Annotated in this window: 17 protein-coding genes; 14 read left to right on the forward strand and 3 right to left on the reverse strand. The window is 68.9% G+C overall.

Features of this window, described 5'->3' with window-relative positions; all coding sequences use genetic code 11:
• Positions 1 to 21: 21 nt before the first annotated feature.
• The 9 genes from BM172_RS10355 (at position 22) to hrpB (ending at position 10,143) form a co-directional block, all read left to right on the forward strand.
• Positions 22 to 504: a GspH/FimT family pseudopilin gene (locus BM172_RS10355; RefSeq protein WP_051548716.1), complete on the forward strand. Its 483-nt coding sequence runs from the start codon at positions 22 to 24 to the stop codon at positions 502 to 504.
• Positions 468 to 917: a prepilin-type N-terminal cleavage/methylation domain-containing protein gene (locus BM172_RS10360; RefSeq protein ID WP_231504202.1), complete on the forward strand. Its 450-nt coding sequence runs from the start codon at positions 468 to 470 to the stop codon at positions 915 to 917. The genes BM172_RS10355 and BM172_RS10360 overlap by 37 nt, the downstream gene beginning before the upstream one ends.
• A 68-nt stretch (positions 918 to 985) precedes the next feature.
• Complete coding sequence (locus BM172_RS10365) at positions 986 to 1,669, forward strand: prepilin-type N-terminal cleavage/methylation domain-containing protein (protein ID WP_035323405.1); 684 nt, start codon at positions 986 to 988, stop codon at positions 1,667 to 1,669.
• On the forward strand, positions 1,666 to 2,538 hold the full coding sequence (locus BM172_RS10370; protein WP_035323409.1) for a type II secretion system minor pseudopilin: 873 nt from the start codon (positions 1,666 to 1,668) through the stop codon (positions 2,536 to 2,538). The genes BM172_RS10365 and BM172_RS10370 overlap by 4 nt, the downstream gene beginning before the upstream one ends.
• Positions 2,535 to 3,707, forward strand: coding sequence for a PilN domain-containing protein (locus BM172_RS10375; RefSeq protein WP_026635468.1), 1,173 nt, complete (start codon positions 2,535 to 2,537; stop codon positions 3,705 to 3,707). Before BM172_RS10370 ends, BM172_RS10375 begins: the two co-directional genes overlap by 4 nt.
• Positions 3,704 to 4,363 (forward strand): type II secretion system protein GspM, encoded by a 660-nt coding sequence (gene gspM, locus BM172_RS10380; RefSeq protein ID WP_026635469.1) that lies wholly within the window; start codon positions 3,704 to 3,706, stop codon positions 4,361 to 4,363. The genes BM172_RS10375 and gspM overlap by 4 nt, the downstream gene beginning before the upstream one ends.
• On the forward strand, positions 4,360 to 5,109 hold the full coding sequence (locus BM172_RS10385) for a hypothetical protein (RefSeq protein ID WP_051548718.1): 750 nt from the start codon (positions 4,360 to 4,362) through the stop codon (positions 5,107 to 5,109). Before gspM ends, BM172_RS10385 begins: the two co-directional genes overlap by 4 nt.
• 3 nt (positions 5,110 to 5,112) lie before the next feature.
• The gene (gene gspD, locus BM172_RS10390; protein ID WP_026635470.1) at positions 5,113 to 7,491 is read left to right on the forward strand and encodes a type II secretion system secretin GspD; all 2,379 of its coding nucleotides are present in this window, start codon (positions 5,113 to 5,115) and stop codon (positions 7,489 to 7,491) included.
• Positions 7,492 to 7,632: 141 nt separating this feature from the next.
• On the forward strand, positions 7,633 to 10,143 hold the full coding sequence (hrpB, locus tag BM172_RS10395) for an ATP-dependent helicase HrpB (RefSeq protein ID WP_035323411.1): 2,511 nt from the start codon (positions 7,633 to 7,635) through the stop codon (positions 10,141 to 10,143).
• Positions 10,144 to 10,331: 188 nt separating this feature from the next.
• Here hrpB and glk read toward each other — a convergent pair whose 3' ends face one another.
• Together glk and BM172_RS10405 are read right to left on the reverse strand one after the other, a co-directional pair.
• Positions 10,332 to 11,351, reverse strand: a complete 1,020-nt coding sequence (glk, locus tag BM172_RS10400; RefSeq protein ID WP_026635472.1) for a glucokinase — start codon at positions 11,349 to 11,351, stop codon at positions 10,332 to 10,334.
• Positions 11,352 to 11,396: 45 nt separating this feature from the next.
• Entirely contained in the window at positions 11,397 to 12,749 is a 1,353-nt protein-coding gene (locus BM172_RS10405; protein WP_026635473.1) for a GH1 family beta-glucosidase, read from the reverse strand.
• Positions 12,750 to 12,905: 156 nt separating this feature from the next.
• Here BM172_RS10405 and BM172_RS10410 point away from each other — a divergent pair, with 156 nt between their 5' ends.
• From BM172_RS10410 to BM172_RS10420, 5 genes are all read left to right on the forward strand, one after another.
• On the forward strand, positions 12,906 to 14,000 hold the full coding sequence (locus tag BM172_RS10410; RefSeq protein ID WP_026635474.1) for an ABC transporter ATP-binding protein: 1,095 nt from the start codon (positions 12,906 to 12,908) through the stop codon (positions 13,998 to 14,000).
• A 108-nt stretch (positions 14,001 to 14,108) separates the two neighbouring features.
• Entirely contained in the window at positions 14,109 to 15,101 is a 993-nt protein-coding gene (hemB, locus tag BM172_RS10415) for a porphobilinogen synthase (RefSeq protein WP_026635475.1), read from the forward strand.
• Between the two features lie 166 nt (positions 15,102 to 15,267).
• A complete protein-coding gene (locus tag BM172_RS22515; RefSeq protein WP_155964711.1) occupies positions 15,268 to 15,420 on the forward strand; it encodes a hypothetical protein in 153 nt (50 codons plus the stop codon).
• 303 nt (positions 15,421 to 15,723) lie between these two features.
• Positions 15,724 to 15,873 (forward strand): hypothetical protein, encoded by a 150-nt coding sequence (locus tag BM172_RS22520; protein ID WP_155964713.1) that lies wholly within the window; start codon positions 15,724 to 15,726, stop codon positions 15,871 to 15,873.
• A 64-nt stretch (positions 15,874 to 15,937) separates the two neighbouring features.
• On the forward strand, positions 15,938 to 16,801 hold the full coding sequence (locus BM172_RS10420) for an LpxL/LpxP family acyltransferase (protein ID WP_143096500.1): 864 nt from the start codon (positions 15,938 to 15,940) through the stop codon (positions 16,799 to 16,801).
• Here BM172_RS10420 and BM172_RS10425 read toward each other — a convergent pair.
• Complete coding sequence (locus BM172_RS10425; protein ID WP_026635477.1) at positions 16,789 to 17,169, reverse strand: tautomerase family protein; 381 nt, start codon at positions 17,167 to 17,169, stop codon at positions 16,789 to 16,791. The two genes, BM172_RS10420 and BM172_RS10425, sit on opposite strands and share 13 nt — an antisense overlap.
• Positions 17,170 to 17,175 lie beyond the last annotated feature (6 nt).

The raw sequence follows: 17,175 nt of genomic DNA on the forward strand, positions 1-17,175 counted from the left end.
GTCGGCGATAGACGACGGACGATGGCGCGATGCGCCATCGGGCCTGCCCGTGCGTCGTCGTCCGTTGCCCGATCCCGCGGCTTCACCCTGATGGAGATGCTCGCCGTGATCCTGCTGATCGGGATCGCGGCGGCGGCGGTGTCCGTGTCGGTGTCGCAGGGCCTGGCCAGCGCGCGCGTCAATGCCGCCAGCGTGGAGCTGGCCGCCGCGCTGCGCGCCACCCGCGCGCAGGCGATCGTCACCGGCAAGGAGCAGGTGTTCGACGTCGATACGCGCAAGCGTGTCTACAAGGGCGCCGACCATCGCGAAGTGCGCCTGCCCACCGGCATGAAGCTCGGCATCACCAGCGCCAGGGAAGACCAGCCCGACGACCACACCGGGCGCATCCGCTTCTTTCCCGACGGCAGCTCCACCGGCGGCCACATCACCCTGCAGCGCGAGCAGCGCAAGTGGCAGGTCAACGTGTCGTGGCTGACCGGCGCGGTCAGCGTGGTGACGACGTGATCGAGCGTGGAGCAAGCGGCGCCCGAGGCTTCAGCCTTCTCGAAGTGATCGCCGCGATCCTGCTGCTGGCGATCGCGTTCACCGCGCTGATGCGCGTCACCGGCGGTTCGATCGGCCTGACCAACAACGCCGCGGACTACACCCGTGCCGCGCTGTGGGCGCGCAGCCTGCTCGATACCGCCGATGCGGAAGGCCCGCTCAAGGCCGGCCACACCGAAGGCCGCTTCGACCAGCAATACCGCTGGCGCCTCACCGTCACCCCATGGACGCCGCCCGACGCCGATCCGCAGCAGCCCTCGGCGCTGCAGATGATGAAGCTCGATCTGGACGTGCTGTGGGGCCAGGGACGCGTCGAGCGCACCGCGCACTTCAGCACGCTGCGGATGACGGTGCCGCAGAACGGGCCGCAGTGATGAAGAGCGGGGAATGGGGAATCGGGAATCGGGAATCGGTGCCAGCGCGCAGCGTTTCGCCTGGCCGCATGCTGCTTCCCGATTCCCGCCGCGCGCAGCGCGGATTCAGCCTGCTCGAAGTGCTCGGCGCCCTGGCCTTGATGGCGCTGCTGCTGCTGGGCGTCTACTCCGGCGTGCGCACCGCCACGCGCAGCGTGCGTTCCGGCTCGGCGGCGGTGGAGCGGCTGGACCAGCTGCGTTCCACCCAGCAGTTCATGCGGCAGGAACTGGCCCAGGTCCAGGCCGTGCCGCAGGGGCGCGACCAGAACGGCGACAGCATCTATTTCACCGGCGACGCGCAGAGCATGCGCTTCGTCGCGCCGCTGCCCGGCTACCTGGGCAAGCTCGGGCCGCAGTTGCAGGAGTGGAAACTGGTGTCCAACGGCAAGGGCGGTTCGCGCCTGGAAGTGCGCTTTGCGCTGCTGCCGCCGGACGGCAGCGACGCCAAGCCGCTGGGTGAACCGGAGGTGCTGATGGACGACGTGCGCGACGGCCACTTCAGCTATCGCACGCCGGATCTGCCCGACCAGGCCGGCAGCTGGCAGGCGACCTGGCCGGACCCGCGCCTGCTGCCGCGGGTGGTGCGCGTGGAGCTGAAGCTCGACGGCCTGCACGACTGGCCGCGCCTGGATGCGCCGCTGCGCATCGATGCCGCCGCCGGCCAGCAGATGGACCTGCTGCGCGGCCTGCGCCGCCAGCCGGTGACGCGATGAGCAAGTTCCGCGACAGCTTCCCGCCGGTGCGCCAGCGCGGCGTCGCGCTGCTGGTGGTGCTGTGGGCCTGCACGCTGCTGGCGATCGTGCTCGGCGGCTACGCCATGCTAGCGCGCAACGAAGGCCTGCAGGCGCGCTACCAGTTCGCCCAGTTGCGCGCGCATTACGCCGCGGAAGCCGGCATGACCCGCGCGATCTACGCACTGCTCACGCCCTCGCCGGACCGCCGCTGGATCCCGGACGGGCGCGAATATCCGTTCCAGTTCGACGACGCCAAGGTCGGCATCCGCATCACCGACGAAAGCGGCAAGGTGGATATCAACGCCTCCTCGCCGGACGTGCTCAAGGCACTGTTCCGCGCCGCCGGGATGAATGACGGGCCGGCGAACGAACTGGCCACGCACGTGGTCGAATGGCGCAGCTTCGGCAATCCCGGGGATCTCAACAACAACGCGGCCTATCTCGCCGCCGGCCGCGACTACGGTCCGCGCCACGGACCGTTCGCCAGCCTGGAGGAACTGCAGATGGTGCTGGGCATGGATCCCGCGACGTATCGCAAGATCTCGACGTCGATCACGATCTGGTCGGGCCGCAACGCGCCCGACCCGAACTACGCGCCGGCGCTGGCCATGCAGGCCATTCCCGGCATGACGCCGGACCAGGCGAACGCGGCCTACGCCGCAAGACAGCAAGCAGGTACCTCACAAGGCCTAGGCGCGAGTCAGGGCGTAACGCATAGTATTCGTTCGGAGGCGACGCTACCGGACGGCACGCGGGCGATACTGCGTGCCACGGTGCGGCTGCAGGGAGCCAGGGCCGGAGCGCAACCGTACGCGGTGCTTCGCTGGCAGGAGGGAGACGGGGAATGAGCATGACCAGCTCGCTGCGACCGCAGCTCGAACAGGTGCGCCGCGCGTGGCGGGCCTCGCCATTGCCGCGCTTCTTCGCGTGGTGGGGCGCCGAGCTCGGCGCGCTGCTGCCGGCGGGCCTGCGCGCGCGCTTCGGCGGCGGTGCGGCCTGGCACCTGCTGGAGCGCGTCGACGCCGACTGGCGGCTGCGCCGCGACGGCTCGTCCGAGGCGCTGGCGCAATGGAGCGACGAACTGGACGCCTCCACCCAGCAGGCCGCGCTGGCCGATGGCCTGCGCGGCGTCGATCGCGAGGACTTGCGCCTGGCGCTGTGCCTGCCGGCCGCGCAGGTGCTGCGCCGCCCGCTGCTGCTGCCCGCCGCCGCGCGCGACACGCTGCGCCAGGTCGGCGCGTTCGAGATGGACCGGCAGACGCCGTTCCGCCCCGAGCAGGTGCGCTACGACATCCGCGAAACCGGCGCGCCCGCGCCGGCCGGCCGCATCGCCGCGGAACTGGTGGCGGTGCCGCGCACCACGCTCGATCCGCTGCTGGGCCGGCTCGGCCAGCTCGGCATCGCGGTGGATGCGGTGGACCTGGGCGTCGGCGCCGGCCGCAGCGGCGTCAATCTGCTGCCGCCGGAACAGGCGCCGCGCCGCGCGCGTCCGCGCCAGCGGCTGAATCTGGCCCTGGCCGCGGCGATCGTGGTGCTGCTCGGGCTGGTGCTGGGCGAATGGCTGCACAACCGGCGCGAGGCGCTGGACCAGATGCAGGCGCAGGTCGAGACCATGCGCGGCGAAGCGCAGAAGGTCGGCGCGCTGCGCCAGCAGCTGCAGGAGACCGCCGGCGCCGCCGGCTTCCTCGCCGAGCGCAAGAAGAACACCTCCTCCGCGCTGGCGGTGCTGCAGGATCTCAGCCAGCGCCTGCCGTTGACCGCGTGGCTGGAGCGCCTGAGCGTGGACAACACCGGCCAGGTCGGCTTCCAGGGCCAGAGCCCGCAGGCGGCGCGCCTGGTCGATGCGCTGAAGGACTCCACTGTCATCAGCAATCCGAATTTCCAGGGCACCATCCAGGCCGACCCGCAGACCGGCAAGGAACGCTTCTACATGGTCGCGCAGCTGCGCAAGAAGACCCCGCCCAAGCCGGCGCGCGCGGGCGCGGCGCCGGCGGCCAGCAGTGGAGACAAGCCGTGAAGCTGGCCGCGATGAAACCCCGCGACAGCCGCATCGCGGCGATCCTGCTGGCGCTGGTCGCCGTGGTGATCGCGTATTTCGCGCTGCTGCACTGGTGGTTCGTGGCGCCGATGCTCGACGTCAACGCGCAGATGGCCGACCTGCGCGACACCCAATCGCGCTTCGCCGCCGCCATCGCCGAGAAGCCGCAGCTGGAAAAGCGCATCGCCATGCTCGGCCAGGGCCAGGCGACCAATAACGCCTTCCTGCCCGAGGACGATCCGAACGCGGCGGCGGCGGGCCTGATGCAGCGCGTGGTCGACGTGGTCGGCGCGCATGCCGAAGGAGGCACCTGCGAAGTGAGCCAGAAGATGCCGGTGCCCAATCCGGGCGCGGCGGACAACGAGCCGTACCGCAAGGTGGCGGTGAGCATCAGCCTGCGCTGCGACATGCAGCCGCTGGCGGCGGTGCTGCACGACCTGGAGCAGGGCACGCCCTACCTCTTCATCAATGAGATGAGCATCTACCGCAACCCGGTCGCCGCGCAGCAGGGCGGCGCCGCGCCGCCGCTGGAAGTGCAGTTCACGCTCAGCGGCTACGTGCGCCAGGCCACGGCAAGCGGCAACAACGCCGCACCCGCCGCGCCGCAGCAGCCGGCCGGGGAGGACGACGCATGAACGCCGCCGCGCAACGTCGCCTGACCCCCATGCTCGCCGGCGCGGCCGGCGTGCTGGCCCTGCTGCTGGTGGTGCTGCTGGCCGGCGTCGGCCGTGGCGTGCGCTGGGATCCGCCGCGCCCGACCGAGCCGCTGCCGGACATGCACGACAGCGCCGCCGACCTGCCCAGGCCCTTGCCGCTGGAGCAGTTCGGCATCGTGTGGCAGCAGCCGGTGTTCAATCCGGACCGCAAGCCGGTCACGCGCGCCGCCAAGGGCGGCGCCAGCCTGGGCGAGATGCAGCTGACCGGCATCATCCTCACCTCGAAGCTGCACATGGCCCTGCTGCACACGCGCGGCCAGGACGCCGACGTGCGCGTGGCCGAAGGCGCCGCGCTGCCGGACGGCAGCTGGAAGCTGGTGGAAGTGAAGCCGCGCTCGGCGGTGTTCGAATCCGGCAGCGGCCGCACCGAACTGGAACTGCCCGCCGGCGCGCCGATCGACGCACCCAAGACCGACAACCAGCCGCAGCCACCGCCGCCCGGCAACATGTCCGGTCCGATCGCGGTGCCGCCCGGCGCCGTCCAGCGCGTGGGGCCCGGCATCGCGCCGCAGCCGCCGCCCGACAGCAACGAACCACGCCCGCAGCAGGCGGAAAGCAGCCTGCAGGCCGAGCGCATCCGCCAGCTCAAGGCGGCTATCCAGAAGCGGCGCGCCGAACAACAACAGCAGCAACAGCAAGCCGGCAATCCTGAAGGAGCACACTGATCCATGTCCCCTTACTTCATCAAGCCGGCATGCCGCATCGGCACCCTCGCACTGGCCGTCTGGATGGCCGGTTGTGCTTCCATGCCGCCGCCGAAGGACGACGGCGCGCTGCAGCGCGAGGCGATGGCCGGCACCGAGAAGCCGGTGCCGCCGCCGCTGCCGCTCAACACCGGCCTGAATCCCCCGGACGGCAAGAGCATCGCGCCGCAGATCAGCGAAGGCAGCGGCAACTTCATCCGTCCTTCCGCGCTGGCCACGCCGCGCACGCCGGCCAGCGGCGACGGTGCGGTCACCTTCAACTTCGAGAACCAGCCGGTGCAGGCGGTGGTGAAGGCGATCCTGGGCGACCTGCTCAAGCAGAACTACACCATCGCGCCGGGCGTGCAGGGCAATATTTCGTTCGCCACGGCCGAGCCGGTGGATTCCAGCCAGGCGATGCCGATCCTGGAAACCCTGCTGTCGTGGACCGGCAATGCGCTGATCAAGCGCAACGGCGGCTACGTGGTGGTGCCGGCCAAGGAAGCCGTCGCCGGCAACCTGGTGCCCAGCCTCGGCGCTTCGGCGCCGGCCGCCGGCATGCAGGCACGCCTGTTCCCGCTGCGCTACATCTCGGCCGCCGAGATGCAGAAGCTGATCAAGCCGTTCGCGCGGCCGGAATCGATCCTGCTGGTCGATCCCTCGCGCAACCTGGTCGTGCTGGCCGGCTCGCCGCAGGAGCTGGCCAATTACCAGCGCACCATCAACACCTTCGACGTGGACTGGCTGCGCGGCATGTCGGTCGGCGTGTTCAACCTGCAGCGCGCCAGCGTGGCCGAGCTGATGCCCAAGCTGGACGGCATGTTCGGCGCCAAGGGCGACACGCCGCTGGCCGGCATGCTGCGCTTCATCCCGATCGAGCGCACCAATGCGCTGGTGGTGATCAGCACCCAGCCGAACTACCTGCAGGAAGTGGGGCAGTGGATCGAGAAGATCGATCGCGGCGGCGGCAACGAGCCGCAGCTGTTCGTCTATGACGTGCGCAACATCAAGGCGTCCGATCTCGCCCAGTACCTGGCGCAGATCTATGCCAGCGGCGGCGGCAACGGCGGTTCCGGCGGCCGCGTCGGTCCCGGCCTCAACAGCAGCACGCTGGGCGGCGCGGACAACGCCAACGGTTCCGGCAGCGGCATGGGCAGCCTCGCCGGCAGCTTCGGCAGCAACACCACCGGCGGCCTGGGCGGCAACAGCAACGGGCTGAACAGCGGCATCAACAGCGGCATCAATTCCGGCGCGGGTTTCAACAACGGCACCGACAGCAGCAAGACCAGCGGCTTCGGCGGCCCCGGCGCCTCGATCGGCAGCACCTTCGGCTCGCAGCAGAACGGCAGCGGCGGCAATCAGGCGCCACAGCAGTACAGCTCCGAGGACGGCAGCGTGCGCATCAGCTCGGTGGACAGCAACAACCAGCTGCTGGTGCGCGCGCGTCCCTCGCAATGGGCGGAGATCGAATCGGCGATCAAGCGGCTGGACAACACGCCGCTGCAGGTGCAGATCGAGACGCGCATCCTGGAGGTCAAGCTCACCGGCCAGTTCCAGTTCGGCGTGCAGTGGTACCTCGAAGGCCTGATCGGCGGCACCAACAACGGCAACGGCACCTACACGCCGGGCCAGCCGGGCAACCAGCAGCAGTGGGGACTGGGCCAGGGCGGCGTCACCTACAACCCCGGCACCAGCACCTCGGCCGGCGATGCGTTCTTCTATTCCTTCATCAACCACAACCTGCAGGTGGCGGTGCGCGCGCTGGAGCAGAACGGCAACACCAAGACGCTGTCCGCGCCCTCGCTGGTGGTGCTCAACAACCAGATCGCGCAGATCCAGGTCGGCGACCAGGTGCCGATCAACCAGACCAGCGTGAACCCCGGCGTGGGCACGGCGACCTACAACCAGGTCAACTACCTCAACACCGGCGTGATCCTCAACGTGCAGCCGCGCGTGAATCCGGGCGGCCTGGTCTACCTCAACGTGCAGCAGCAGGTGAGCTCGCCGACCTATCCCGCCGGCGCCTCCAACCCGACCATCTCGCAGCGCTCGATGGGCACCCAGGTGGCGGTGCAGAGCGGGCAGACCGTGCTGCTGGGCGGCCTGATCTCGCAGCAGGACGGCACCACCGACACCGGCATCCCGGGCCTCAACCGCATTCCGGTGGTGGGCCGCCTGTTCGGCTCCACCAACCGCAACCGCACGCGCACCGAGCTGATCGTGCTGATCACGCCCAAGGTGATCGGCAGCAGCGAGGAAGCCAAGCAGATCACCGACGAATACCAGCAGAAGTTCGAATCGCTGGCGCCGCTGCGGCAGGGACAGGCGACGGCGCCGGCCGCGCAGCCGTATCCGACGAAGTGACGTAATTGGGGTGGCGTAGGTTGGGGTGAGCGCAGCGAACCCCAACGAACTTCGCATCGCACCGCAGCGTTGGGGTTCGCTGCGCTCACCCCAACCTACGCCTACGCCGTCGAGATGGCTGGTCCCGGTATCATTCCGGCGATGACGTTCGCGTTCCCGATCACCCCGCTGCTGCCGGACATCCGCGCCTCGCTCGCGGCGCATCCGCGCCTCGTGCTCGAAGCCCCGCCCGGCGCCGGCAAGACCACCCAGGTCCCGCTGGCCCTGCTGGATGAAGCCTGGCTCGGCGGCGGCAAGCTGCTGATGCTGGAGCCGCGCCGCATCGCGGCGCGCGCGGCGGCGCAGTTCATGGCGCGGCAGCTCGGCCAGGAACCGGGGCAGACCGTGGGCTACCGCATCCGCTTCGAGTCGAAGGTCAGCGCGGCGACGCGCATCGAAGTGGTCACCGAGGGCATCCTCACCCGGTTGATCCAGGACGATCCGGAACTGACCGGCATCGGCGCCATCCTGTTCGACGAATTCCACGAGCGGCACCTGGCCGGCGACCTCGGCGCGGCGCTGGCGCTGGACGTGCAGGCCACGCTGCGGCCGGAGCTGCGCCTGGTGGTGATGTCGGCCACGCTCGACGGCGAGCGCATCGCGCAGTGGCTCGATGCGCCGCGGCTGAGCAGTCCCGGCCGCAGCTATCCCGTGCGCATCGACTATCCGCCGGCACGCACGCAGGAGAGCACCGAGCATCACCTCGCCCGCGTCGCGCGCCAGGCGCTGGAGGAAAACGACGGCGACGTGCTGGCCTTCCTGCCGGGGCGCCGCGAGATCGCCCGCGCCGAAGCCGTGCTGGCGCAGACGCTGGAGCGCGACGACATCGACGTGGTCGCGCTGCACGGCGAACTGTCGATGGCCGAACAGCAGGCCGCGCTGAGTCCGGCCGAGCCCGGCACGCGGCGCATCGTGCTGGCCACCAACGTGGCCGAATCCAGCGTGACCCTGCCGGGCATCCGCGCGGTGGTGGACAGCGGCCTGGCGCGCGAGCCGCGCTTCGATCCGAACTCCGGCTTCACGCGGCTGGAGACGGTGAACATCTCGCAGGCCTCGGCCGACCAGCGCGCGGGCCGCGCCGGACGCGTCGCCGAAGGCACGGCGTATCGCCTGTGGGCGCAGAGCAGGCGGCTGGAGCCGTCGCGCACGGCGGAGATCGGGCAGGCCGAGCTGTCGGGCCTGGCGCTGGAGCTGGCGGCCTGGGGCGTCACCGCCGACAGCGGCGCGCTGCCGTGGCTGGATGCGCCGCCGGCCGGCGCATTGGCGCAGGCGCGCGAGCTGCTGATCGCGCTCGGCGCGCTCGATGCCAGCACGCGCATCACGCCGCTGGGCCGCCGCATGCTGGAACTGGGGGCCGCGCCGCGCCTCGCCGCCGCGGCCTTGCGTGCACCCGCGGAACTGCACGCCCTGGTCGCCGACCTGCTCGCGCTGATGGAAGCGCGCTCGCCATTGCGTGGCGAGCAGGCACGCAGCGACGACTTTCGCGCAAGGGTCGACGCGCTGCACGCCTGGCGCGACCGCCGCACCGCCGGTGCGCGCGGCGGCGCCGACACCGGCGCGCTGGCCGCGATCGAGCAAGCAAGCAAAGGCTGGCGCAAGCGCCTGGACCTGCGCACCGCGGCCAGCGGCGTGCCCGACAGCCATGCGGTGGGCGATCTGCTGCTGCATGCGTTTCCGGATCGTGTCGCGCGGCGCGACGACAACAATCCCCTGCGCTACACCCTGGCCAATGGCCGCGGCGCGCGCCTGCACGAAAGCACCGCCCTGCTCGGCGAACCCTGGCTGGTCGCGCTGGACCTGCGCTACGAAGCGCGCGACAGCCTGATCCTCGCCGCCGCGCCGCTCGATCCGCGCGCGCTCGAACGCGACTATCCCGCGCAGTTCCGCCGCGAACGCGCGCTGCGCTGGAACGACGAGCGCAATGCGGTGGAAGCGTTCGACGAACACCGCTACGCCAGCATCGTGCTGTCGCGCCGCAGCGTGCCGGTGCAGGCGGAGGACGCATTGCCGGCACTGCTCGCCGCGATCCGCGCCAAGGGGCTGGATGCACTGCCCTGGAGCGAGAACGCACGCCGCCTGCGCCTGCGCATGCAGGCCGTGCGCGAGTGGATGCCGGAGCTCGGCTTGCCGGATGTCAGCGACCAGGCACTGCTGGATTCGCTGGAGTCGTGGCTGGCGCCGTATCTCGACGGCAAGCGCCGCTTCGACGCGCTCAGCGCGGAAGAGCTGTCGCAGGCGCTGGGCTCGCTGTTCGACTACGAGCAGCGCCGCGCGCTCGACACGCATGCACCGGAGAACCTCACCGTGCCCAGCGGCATGAGCCGCCGCATCGAATACGCCGCCGGCGAACCGCCGGTGCTGGCGGTGAAGCTGCAGGAACTGTTCGGCCTGGCCGATACACCGCGCGTGGGCAACGGCCGCGTGCCGGTGACGCTGCACCTGCTGTCGCCCGCGGGCCGCCCGATCCAGGTCACGCAGGATCTGAAAGGCTTCTGGGAGCGCACCTATCCGGAAGTGAAGAAGGAATTGAAGGGACGTTATCCGCGGCATCCGTGGCCGGACGATCCGTGGAGCGCGACGCCGACGCATCGGGCCAAGCCGCGCGGAACGTAAAGCCCCTCTCCCGTCGGGAGAGGGGTTGGGGTGAGGGTACGGGCGGAGCGCGAGAGTGATGTGCACGACTCCGGTCGTACCCTCATCCGCCTGCCGGCACCTTCCTCGCTCCTCAGAGCCGCGCACATCCGTGTGCGCTCCCCGCGTGCTCCCGGAGGGAGAAGGATTTCACAGTTGAGAGTTGTCGCTCAGCCCGCCGCAGGCACCAGCGGCCTGCCACTCTCCAGCACCGCAAACGCCGCCGCTCCCAGCAGCCCCGTCTCGGCATGCATCATCGCCACCGTCGGCACCTGCTCCATGGTCTCCTTGAAGCGCCCCTTCGATTCGAAGCGCTCGCGGAAGCCGCCATGCTGCAGCCACGGCAGCAGGATCGGCAGCACGCCGCCGGTGAGGAACACGCCGTCCCAGCCGCCCAGGCTCAGCACCAGGTCGCCGGCTACGCTGCCGAAGATGCCGGCCAGCGTCTCTACCGTGCGCACGCACAGCGGATCGGTGCCGGCGTTGGCGCGCGTGGTGATGTCCTCGGGGGTGTATTCCTCGGCCTTGAGGCCTTCGATGTCGGCCAGGGCGAGATAGAGATTGACCAGGCCGTTGCCGCAGATCATGCGCTCGTTCGAGACGCGTCCGAAGCGGGCGTTGAGGCGGTGCAGGATCTCCACGTCCTCGGCGGTATGCGCGGCGAAGCCGGCGTGGCCGCCTTCGGTTTCCAGCACCGTCCAGCGGCCGTCGCGCAGCAGCAGGCCGGCGACGCCCAGGCCCGTGCCGGGACCGACCACCACGAAAGTCTGCGAATGGTGCGCGCCGATCTTCGGCGGCTGCGGCGCGCCGACCGGCTGCAGTTCGTTGCAGGCCAGCAGCGGCACCGCCATGCCTTGCGCGGCGAAGTCGTTGATCAGGCGCACCGAGTCGAACTTCAGGTCCGCGGCCAGCCCGTGCGCCGAGACCTGCCAGGGATTGTTGGTGACCTTCACCGTCTCGCCGTCGACGATGCGGCCGGCCGCGGCGATCACCGCGCGCCCGGCGGACAGGCCGCTGTCGGCGAAGTACTGGCGGATGGTGTCGGCCATGGACGGGAAGTCCTTGACCCGGTACCGCCGCACGCTGTCCAGCAGCAGCGGTTGGGGCAGGGCCGGGTCGGCCAGGGCGAAGCGGACATTGGTGCCGCCGAGGTCGGCGAGCAGGGTCTTGGCGCTGGAAGTCGAGCTCATGAACGGTCCTGGCAACGGATCACGCAAAGCGTGCCGGGTGCGGGCTCAATCGTCCAGCACCGCGCCGTTGCTCTCGATGACCCTGGCATAGAGTTTCGCCGTCGCCTTCGGCGTGCGTTTCTGCGTGGCGAAATCGACATGGTACAGGCCAAAGCGCTTGGAGAAACCCAGGGACCATTCCAGATTGTCCAGCAGCGACCAGGCGTAGTAGCCCTTGAGGTTGACGCCGGCCTCGATCGCCTTGTGCAGGGCCCGCAGATGCTTGCGCAGATAGCCGGTGCGCAGGGGATCGTCCAGCACCTCGCCCTCGGCCACCGGCGGATCGTAGAAGGCCGAACCGTTCTCGGTGATGTACAGCGGGATGTCGCCGTAGCGGTCCTTGAACCAGGTGAGCGTGTCGGTGAGGCCCTGCTCGAACACTTCCCAGCCCGTCTCGGTGTAGGTCTTGTTGGCCTGGCGCACCGGCGAGGCCTTCAGCGGGTACTGGTTCGGGTCGTGCTTCACCACGGCGCGGGTGTAGTAGTTGATGCCGACGAAATCGACCTTCTGCCGGGTCAGCTTGAAGTCGTCCGCCGGGAAGTCCGGCCAGGCCTCGCCGAAGATTTCCTTCAGCTCCGGCGGATAGCTGCCCAGCAGGGCCGGATCGGCGAACTGCTCGTTCATGTAGGCATGCGCGCGGCGGGTGGCGGCCAGGTCGTCGGCGCTCTGCGAGTGCGGGTACTTCGGCTCGATGTTGAACACCACGCCGATCTCATGCTTGCCGTGCGCGCGATAGGCCTGGATGCCGGCGCCGCTGGCGCGCATCAGGTTGTGCGCGGCGATCGGCGCCTCGTACTTGCTGCGGTGACCCGGGGCCAGCGCGCCGTGCAGGTAGCCGCCGTCGGTGACCACCCACGGCTCGTTGAGCGTGGCCCAGCGCTGCACGCGGCCGTCCAGCGCCTTGAACATCACCTCGGCATATTCGGCGAACCAATGCGCGCTGTCGCGGTTGAGCCAGCCGCCGCGGTCGTCGAGCGCGGCCGGCATGTCCCAGTGGAACAGGGTGGCGTTGGGCGCGATGCCGTTTTCCAGCAGCTCGTCGACCAGGCGCTTGTAGAAATCCAGGCCCTTCTCGTTGACCCGGCCGGTGCCCTCCGGCAGCACGCGCGCCCAGGCGATGGAGAAGCGGTAGCCGTGCAGGCCCAGCGCCTTCATCAGCTGCACGTCGTCCTTGTAGCGGCGGTAGTGGTCGCAGGCGATGTCGCCGGTGTCCCCGCCGACCATCATCCCGGGCGTGTGGGCGAAGCGTTCCCAGATGCTCGGGCCGGCGCCGTCGGCCAGCGGGGAGCCCTCGATCTGGTAGGCGGAGGTGGCGGCGCCCCACAGGAAGCCTTCGGGGAAACGGTAGCTACGGGTCATGGTGGGATCTCGGCATGCCGCGTCGCGGCTTGATGTAAACGTTTACATTGGAGAATATCCGAATGTTTCCCGCTTGTGCAGCCCGTCCGGCTGGCCGGCATCCCGCCCATATGGTTCGATCCGCGGACCGAGGGCCTTGAGAAGAGAGACGTATCGATGGCCAAGGTCCGCCTGGACAAGCTGCGCAAGGTCTACCCCAACGGCCACGTCGGCGTGGCAGAGGCCAGCTTCGAGATCGCCGACGGCGAGCTGCTGGTGCTGGTCGGCCCCTCCGGCTGCGGCAAGACCACCCTGCTGCGCATGATCGCCGGGCTGGAATCGATCAGCGGCGGCACCCTGAGCATCGGCGAGCGCGTGGTGAACGACATCGCGCCGAAGGACCGGGACATCGCCATGGTGTTCCAGAACTACGCGCTGTATCCGCACATGACCGTGGCCGAGAACCTCGGCTTCGGCCTGAAACTGCGCGGCCAGCCCAAGGCCGAGATCGAGCGCCGCGTGGCCGAGGCCGCCCGCATGCTGGAACTGGAACAGCGCCTGGACTCGCGCCCCGCCGCGCTGTCCGGCGGCCAGCGCCAGCGCGTGGCGCTGGGCCGGGCGCTGGTGCGCGATCCGAAGGTGTTCCTGCTGGACGAGCCGCTGTCCAACCTGGACGCCAAGCTGCGCCTGTCGATGCGCGTGGAGATCGCGCGCATCCACCAGCGCCTGAAGGCCACCATGGTCTACGTCACCCACGACCAGATCGAAGCGATGACCCTGGGCCAGCGCATCGTGGTGCTCAACGGCGGCGTGATCCAGCAGATCGACACCCCGATGAACCTGTACGACACGCCAGCCAATCTGTTCGTCGCCGGCTTCCTCGGCAGCCCGGCGATGAACCTGCTGCGCGGCATTCTTTATCGCGACGGCGGCTGGAAGCTGGCCATGCCGCAGGGCGAGCTGGTCCTGGGCGAGCTGCCGCAGGGCGCGGCGCTGGAGGCCTGGCGCGACCGCGATATCGTGGTCGGCCTGCGCCCGGAAGACCTGCTGCTGTGCGCCGATGCCGCTGGCGCCGCGCTGGCCGCGCAACTGGAAGTGGTCGAGCCGGTGGGCAACGAGGTCTTCCTCAACCTGCGCCACGGCGAGCTGGCCCTGGTCTCGCGCATGCCGCCGCGCGAGCTGCCGGCGCCGGGCAGCACGCTGCATTTCGGCTTCGCGCCGGAGCGGCTGCATTTCTTCGACGCCAAGGGCGAGGGCGCCCGCATCGCGTAGGTTGGGGTGCAAACCCCAACGGACCCCACGCGACAAAATGCCCAATCCCAGGGCATCCCTCCCGCCTGGCGCTACCATGCGCAGGTTCCGTCCCGACGAGACCCGCCCATGAGCTTCCCCGCCATCCGCATGCGCCGCATGCGCCGCGACGCCTTCTCCCGCGCACTGATGCGCGAGCACACCCTGCTGGCCAGCGACCTGATCATGGTCGCCTTCCTGATCGAGGGCGAAGGCCAGCGCGAGCCGGTGCCGTCGATGCCGGGGGTGGAGCGGCTGTCGATCGACGGGCTGCTGGAACTGGCCGGCGAATGCGTGCGCTTAGGCGTTCCCGCGCTGGCGCTGTTCCCCTCGCCGGGCCAGGACGCCAAGAGCGAGGACGCGCGCGAAGCCTGGAACCCCGGCGCCCTGATGCAGCGCGCGACCCGCGCACTCAAGGCGAAGTACCCGCAGCTGGGCCTGATCGGCGACGTGGCGCTCGACCCCTACACCACGCATGGCCAGGACGGCCTGATCGATGCCGACGGCTACGTGATGAACGAGCCCACCATCGAGGCGCTGATCAAGATGTCGCTGGCGCAGGCCGAGGCCGGCATGGATTTCGTGGCGCCGTCGGACATGATGGACGGCCGCATCGGCGCGATCCGCGACGCGCTGGAAGCCGCCGGCTACATCCACACGCGCATCCTGGCCTATTCGGCCAAGTACGCCTCGTCGTTCTACGGCCCCTTCCGCGACGCGGTGGGCTCGGCCGCCAATCTCGGCAAGGGCGACAAGCACACCTACCAGATGGACGTCGGCAACAGCGACGAAGCACTGCGCGAAATCGAGCTGGACATCAGCGAAGGCGCCGACGCCGTGATGGTGAAGCCCGGCATGCCCTATCTCGACGTGCTGCGCCGGGTGAAGGACGCGTTCGGCATGCCGACCTTCGTGTACCAGGTGAGCGGCGAGTACGCGATGCTGAAGGCCGCCTCGATGAACGGCTGGCTCGACGAGAAGGCGGTGGTGCTGGAGTCGCTGACGGCGTTCAAGCGCGCCGGTGCGGATGCGATCCTCACCTATTACGCGATCGACGCGGCGAGATGGTTGCGCGGCGAGTAGCGGCTGGCGTTGCTCGGGCAGTCTCTGTCTGTAGCGGATGAGGTCATCGTTTGTACCGTTGTCTGATCATGCCGGATGACCCTCATTCGCTCTTTCGAATAGCGTTGCCGTGCGATCCGAAATGTGGGTCGCTACATCAACCGACAACATTCGACGGAGATTGCGCATGAAGTTTTTCATGAAAGCATGGAGCCGCTTTGCGCCCGCCGTGGCCATTGCCCTCTTCTTTGTTCCATTGATCGCGCAGGCGTCATCCGATTTTCATGGACAAGCCTGTAGCTGCGGTTTCGATAGGCCCTTCAAGCATTGCCCTTGTTGACGCGTACAACTGGCATGAGCGGATGTGGCTGGCCTGGCGAACCAGGTCCTGTGCCAGGTCAGCGCGGCGCCTTGTGCGGGTCATGTCGACCATGATGGTAAATGGCGCTTGGTGGTACTCCAGGCGTCGCACTAGGCAGTGATGCGGAGTGCCGGGTATTACCCCTTCGACCTGACAAGGTCGCAGTTTGCATCCGTGTCAGGTCAATCCGGATGACGTCCATCCGTCCGGTCGATAGCGTTGGTGCGCGATTCGAAGAATTTCATCGCAAAGCACCGACCATATCTTTAATGGAGAACAGCCATGAGCTTTTTCAAGCAAGCATGGGGCCGCTTTGCTCCTGCGGCGGGCATCGCGCTCTTTTTTGTTTCGTGGATCGCGCCGGCATCGAAGAGCACCCAGAGCAGGGGCTGCGATTGCGGTGATTACAATCCGATCCCCACTCCCTTCTGATGCATGACACCGCGGATCGTGGTCGGCCTCGCCGGCCACGATCCGCGCAGACAAGGGGATATCCGTGCGTCTTGCCCAGCCGATGATCGAGCGCCTGCCGCGGCTTGCGCGCCGCGTTCTGCCTTCCGTCGTTGCATGCAGGCTATACGGCTCGATGGAGCGGGCGCGCTACCTGCACGACACCTATCAGGCGCTGCAGCAGTCCGGGCTGTATTCGAGACGAGTCTTTCTCGATGCCTCTGCGGTTCGTCCGAGGTTCATCGCGGACCGGACCTTCGTGGCGCACGCCAGGCCGGACGATATTGTCCGCTTGGCGCCCACTGTCCGGCCGGAGGACGCAAATTTCGCGGCGATACGGCGACAGCTCGCCGAGGGCCGGCCGTTCCTGTTCGGCTGCTCGTACTTCGGTTGCATCTATTTCGCGCTGCTGGCCTTGAAGGATCTGGTGCGCGAACTGCTGGTGGTGGTGGCGCGCGATCCGGCGCCGGGCCTGCATTACTTCAACAAGATCGCGATGGCTTCCGGTATCCGCATCACGGTCGCCGGAACTACCGAAAGCACGATCGCGCTGCGGATCCTGCGGCACCTCGCGCGCGGCGGCGCCGTGGCGACCATGCTCGACTGCTTCCACGGCGAGCGGCTCGAATTGCGCAGCGATTTTCTGGGCAAGCCCGCGGCATCGCCGGGCACGCTTTACGGCATTGCCCGCAGAGCCGGCGCGATCGTGGTGCCCACCGCCTCCATCCACAAGGACGGCAAGCAGCTGCTTGAGATCGGCAACCTGATCGATCTGCCGTCGACTTCCATCGAGGCGGCCAGCCAAAGCGTCAACGACTACTTCAGCGACTTGATCCGCACCTATCCGGGCCAGTGGATGGGCTGGCCGAACCTGCTGGCCCGGTGGCAGGTGGCGCGTCAGACGTATTGAGCGATGCCGTTGCCGAACGACCAGTTCTCCTTGCCGGTCTCCAGCAAGTTGATGAACAGGTTTTCCGGCCGCAATCCAGGTTCTTCCGCTAGCAGCTCGGCCATGCGTCGGTAGAACGCCTGCTTCTTCTCGGTCGTACGCGTGTTGTTGCAGGCGATCTGCACGATCACCAGATCGTCGTCGCGCTCGACGCCCAGGTAATGCGCGTCGTAGTCGAACTCCTCGGCGTCATGCTGGCTGACCAGGATGAAGCGATCGTTCTCCGGCACGTCGAAGGCCTCGCGCATGGCGCGGTAGATGCCGTTGCGCAGGGCGGCGATGTAGGCGGCGGACTTGCCGCGGCGCAGGGCGATGCGGACCAGGGGCATGGCGGG

The sequence above is a fragment of the Dyella marensis genome (assembly GCF_900112865.1).
In the GTDB taxonomy this organism is placed as follows: Bacteria; Pseudomonadota; Gammaproteobacteria; order Xanthomonadales; family Rhodanobacteraceae; genus Dyella_D; species Dyella_D marensis_A.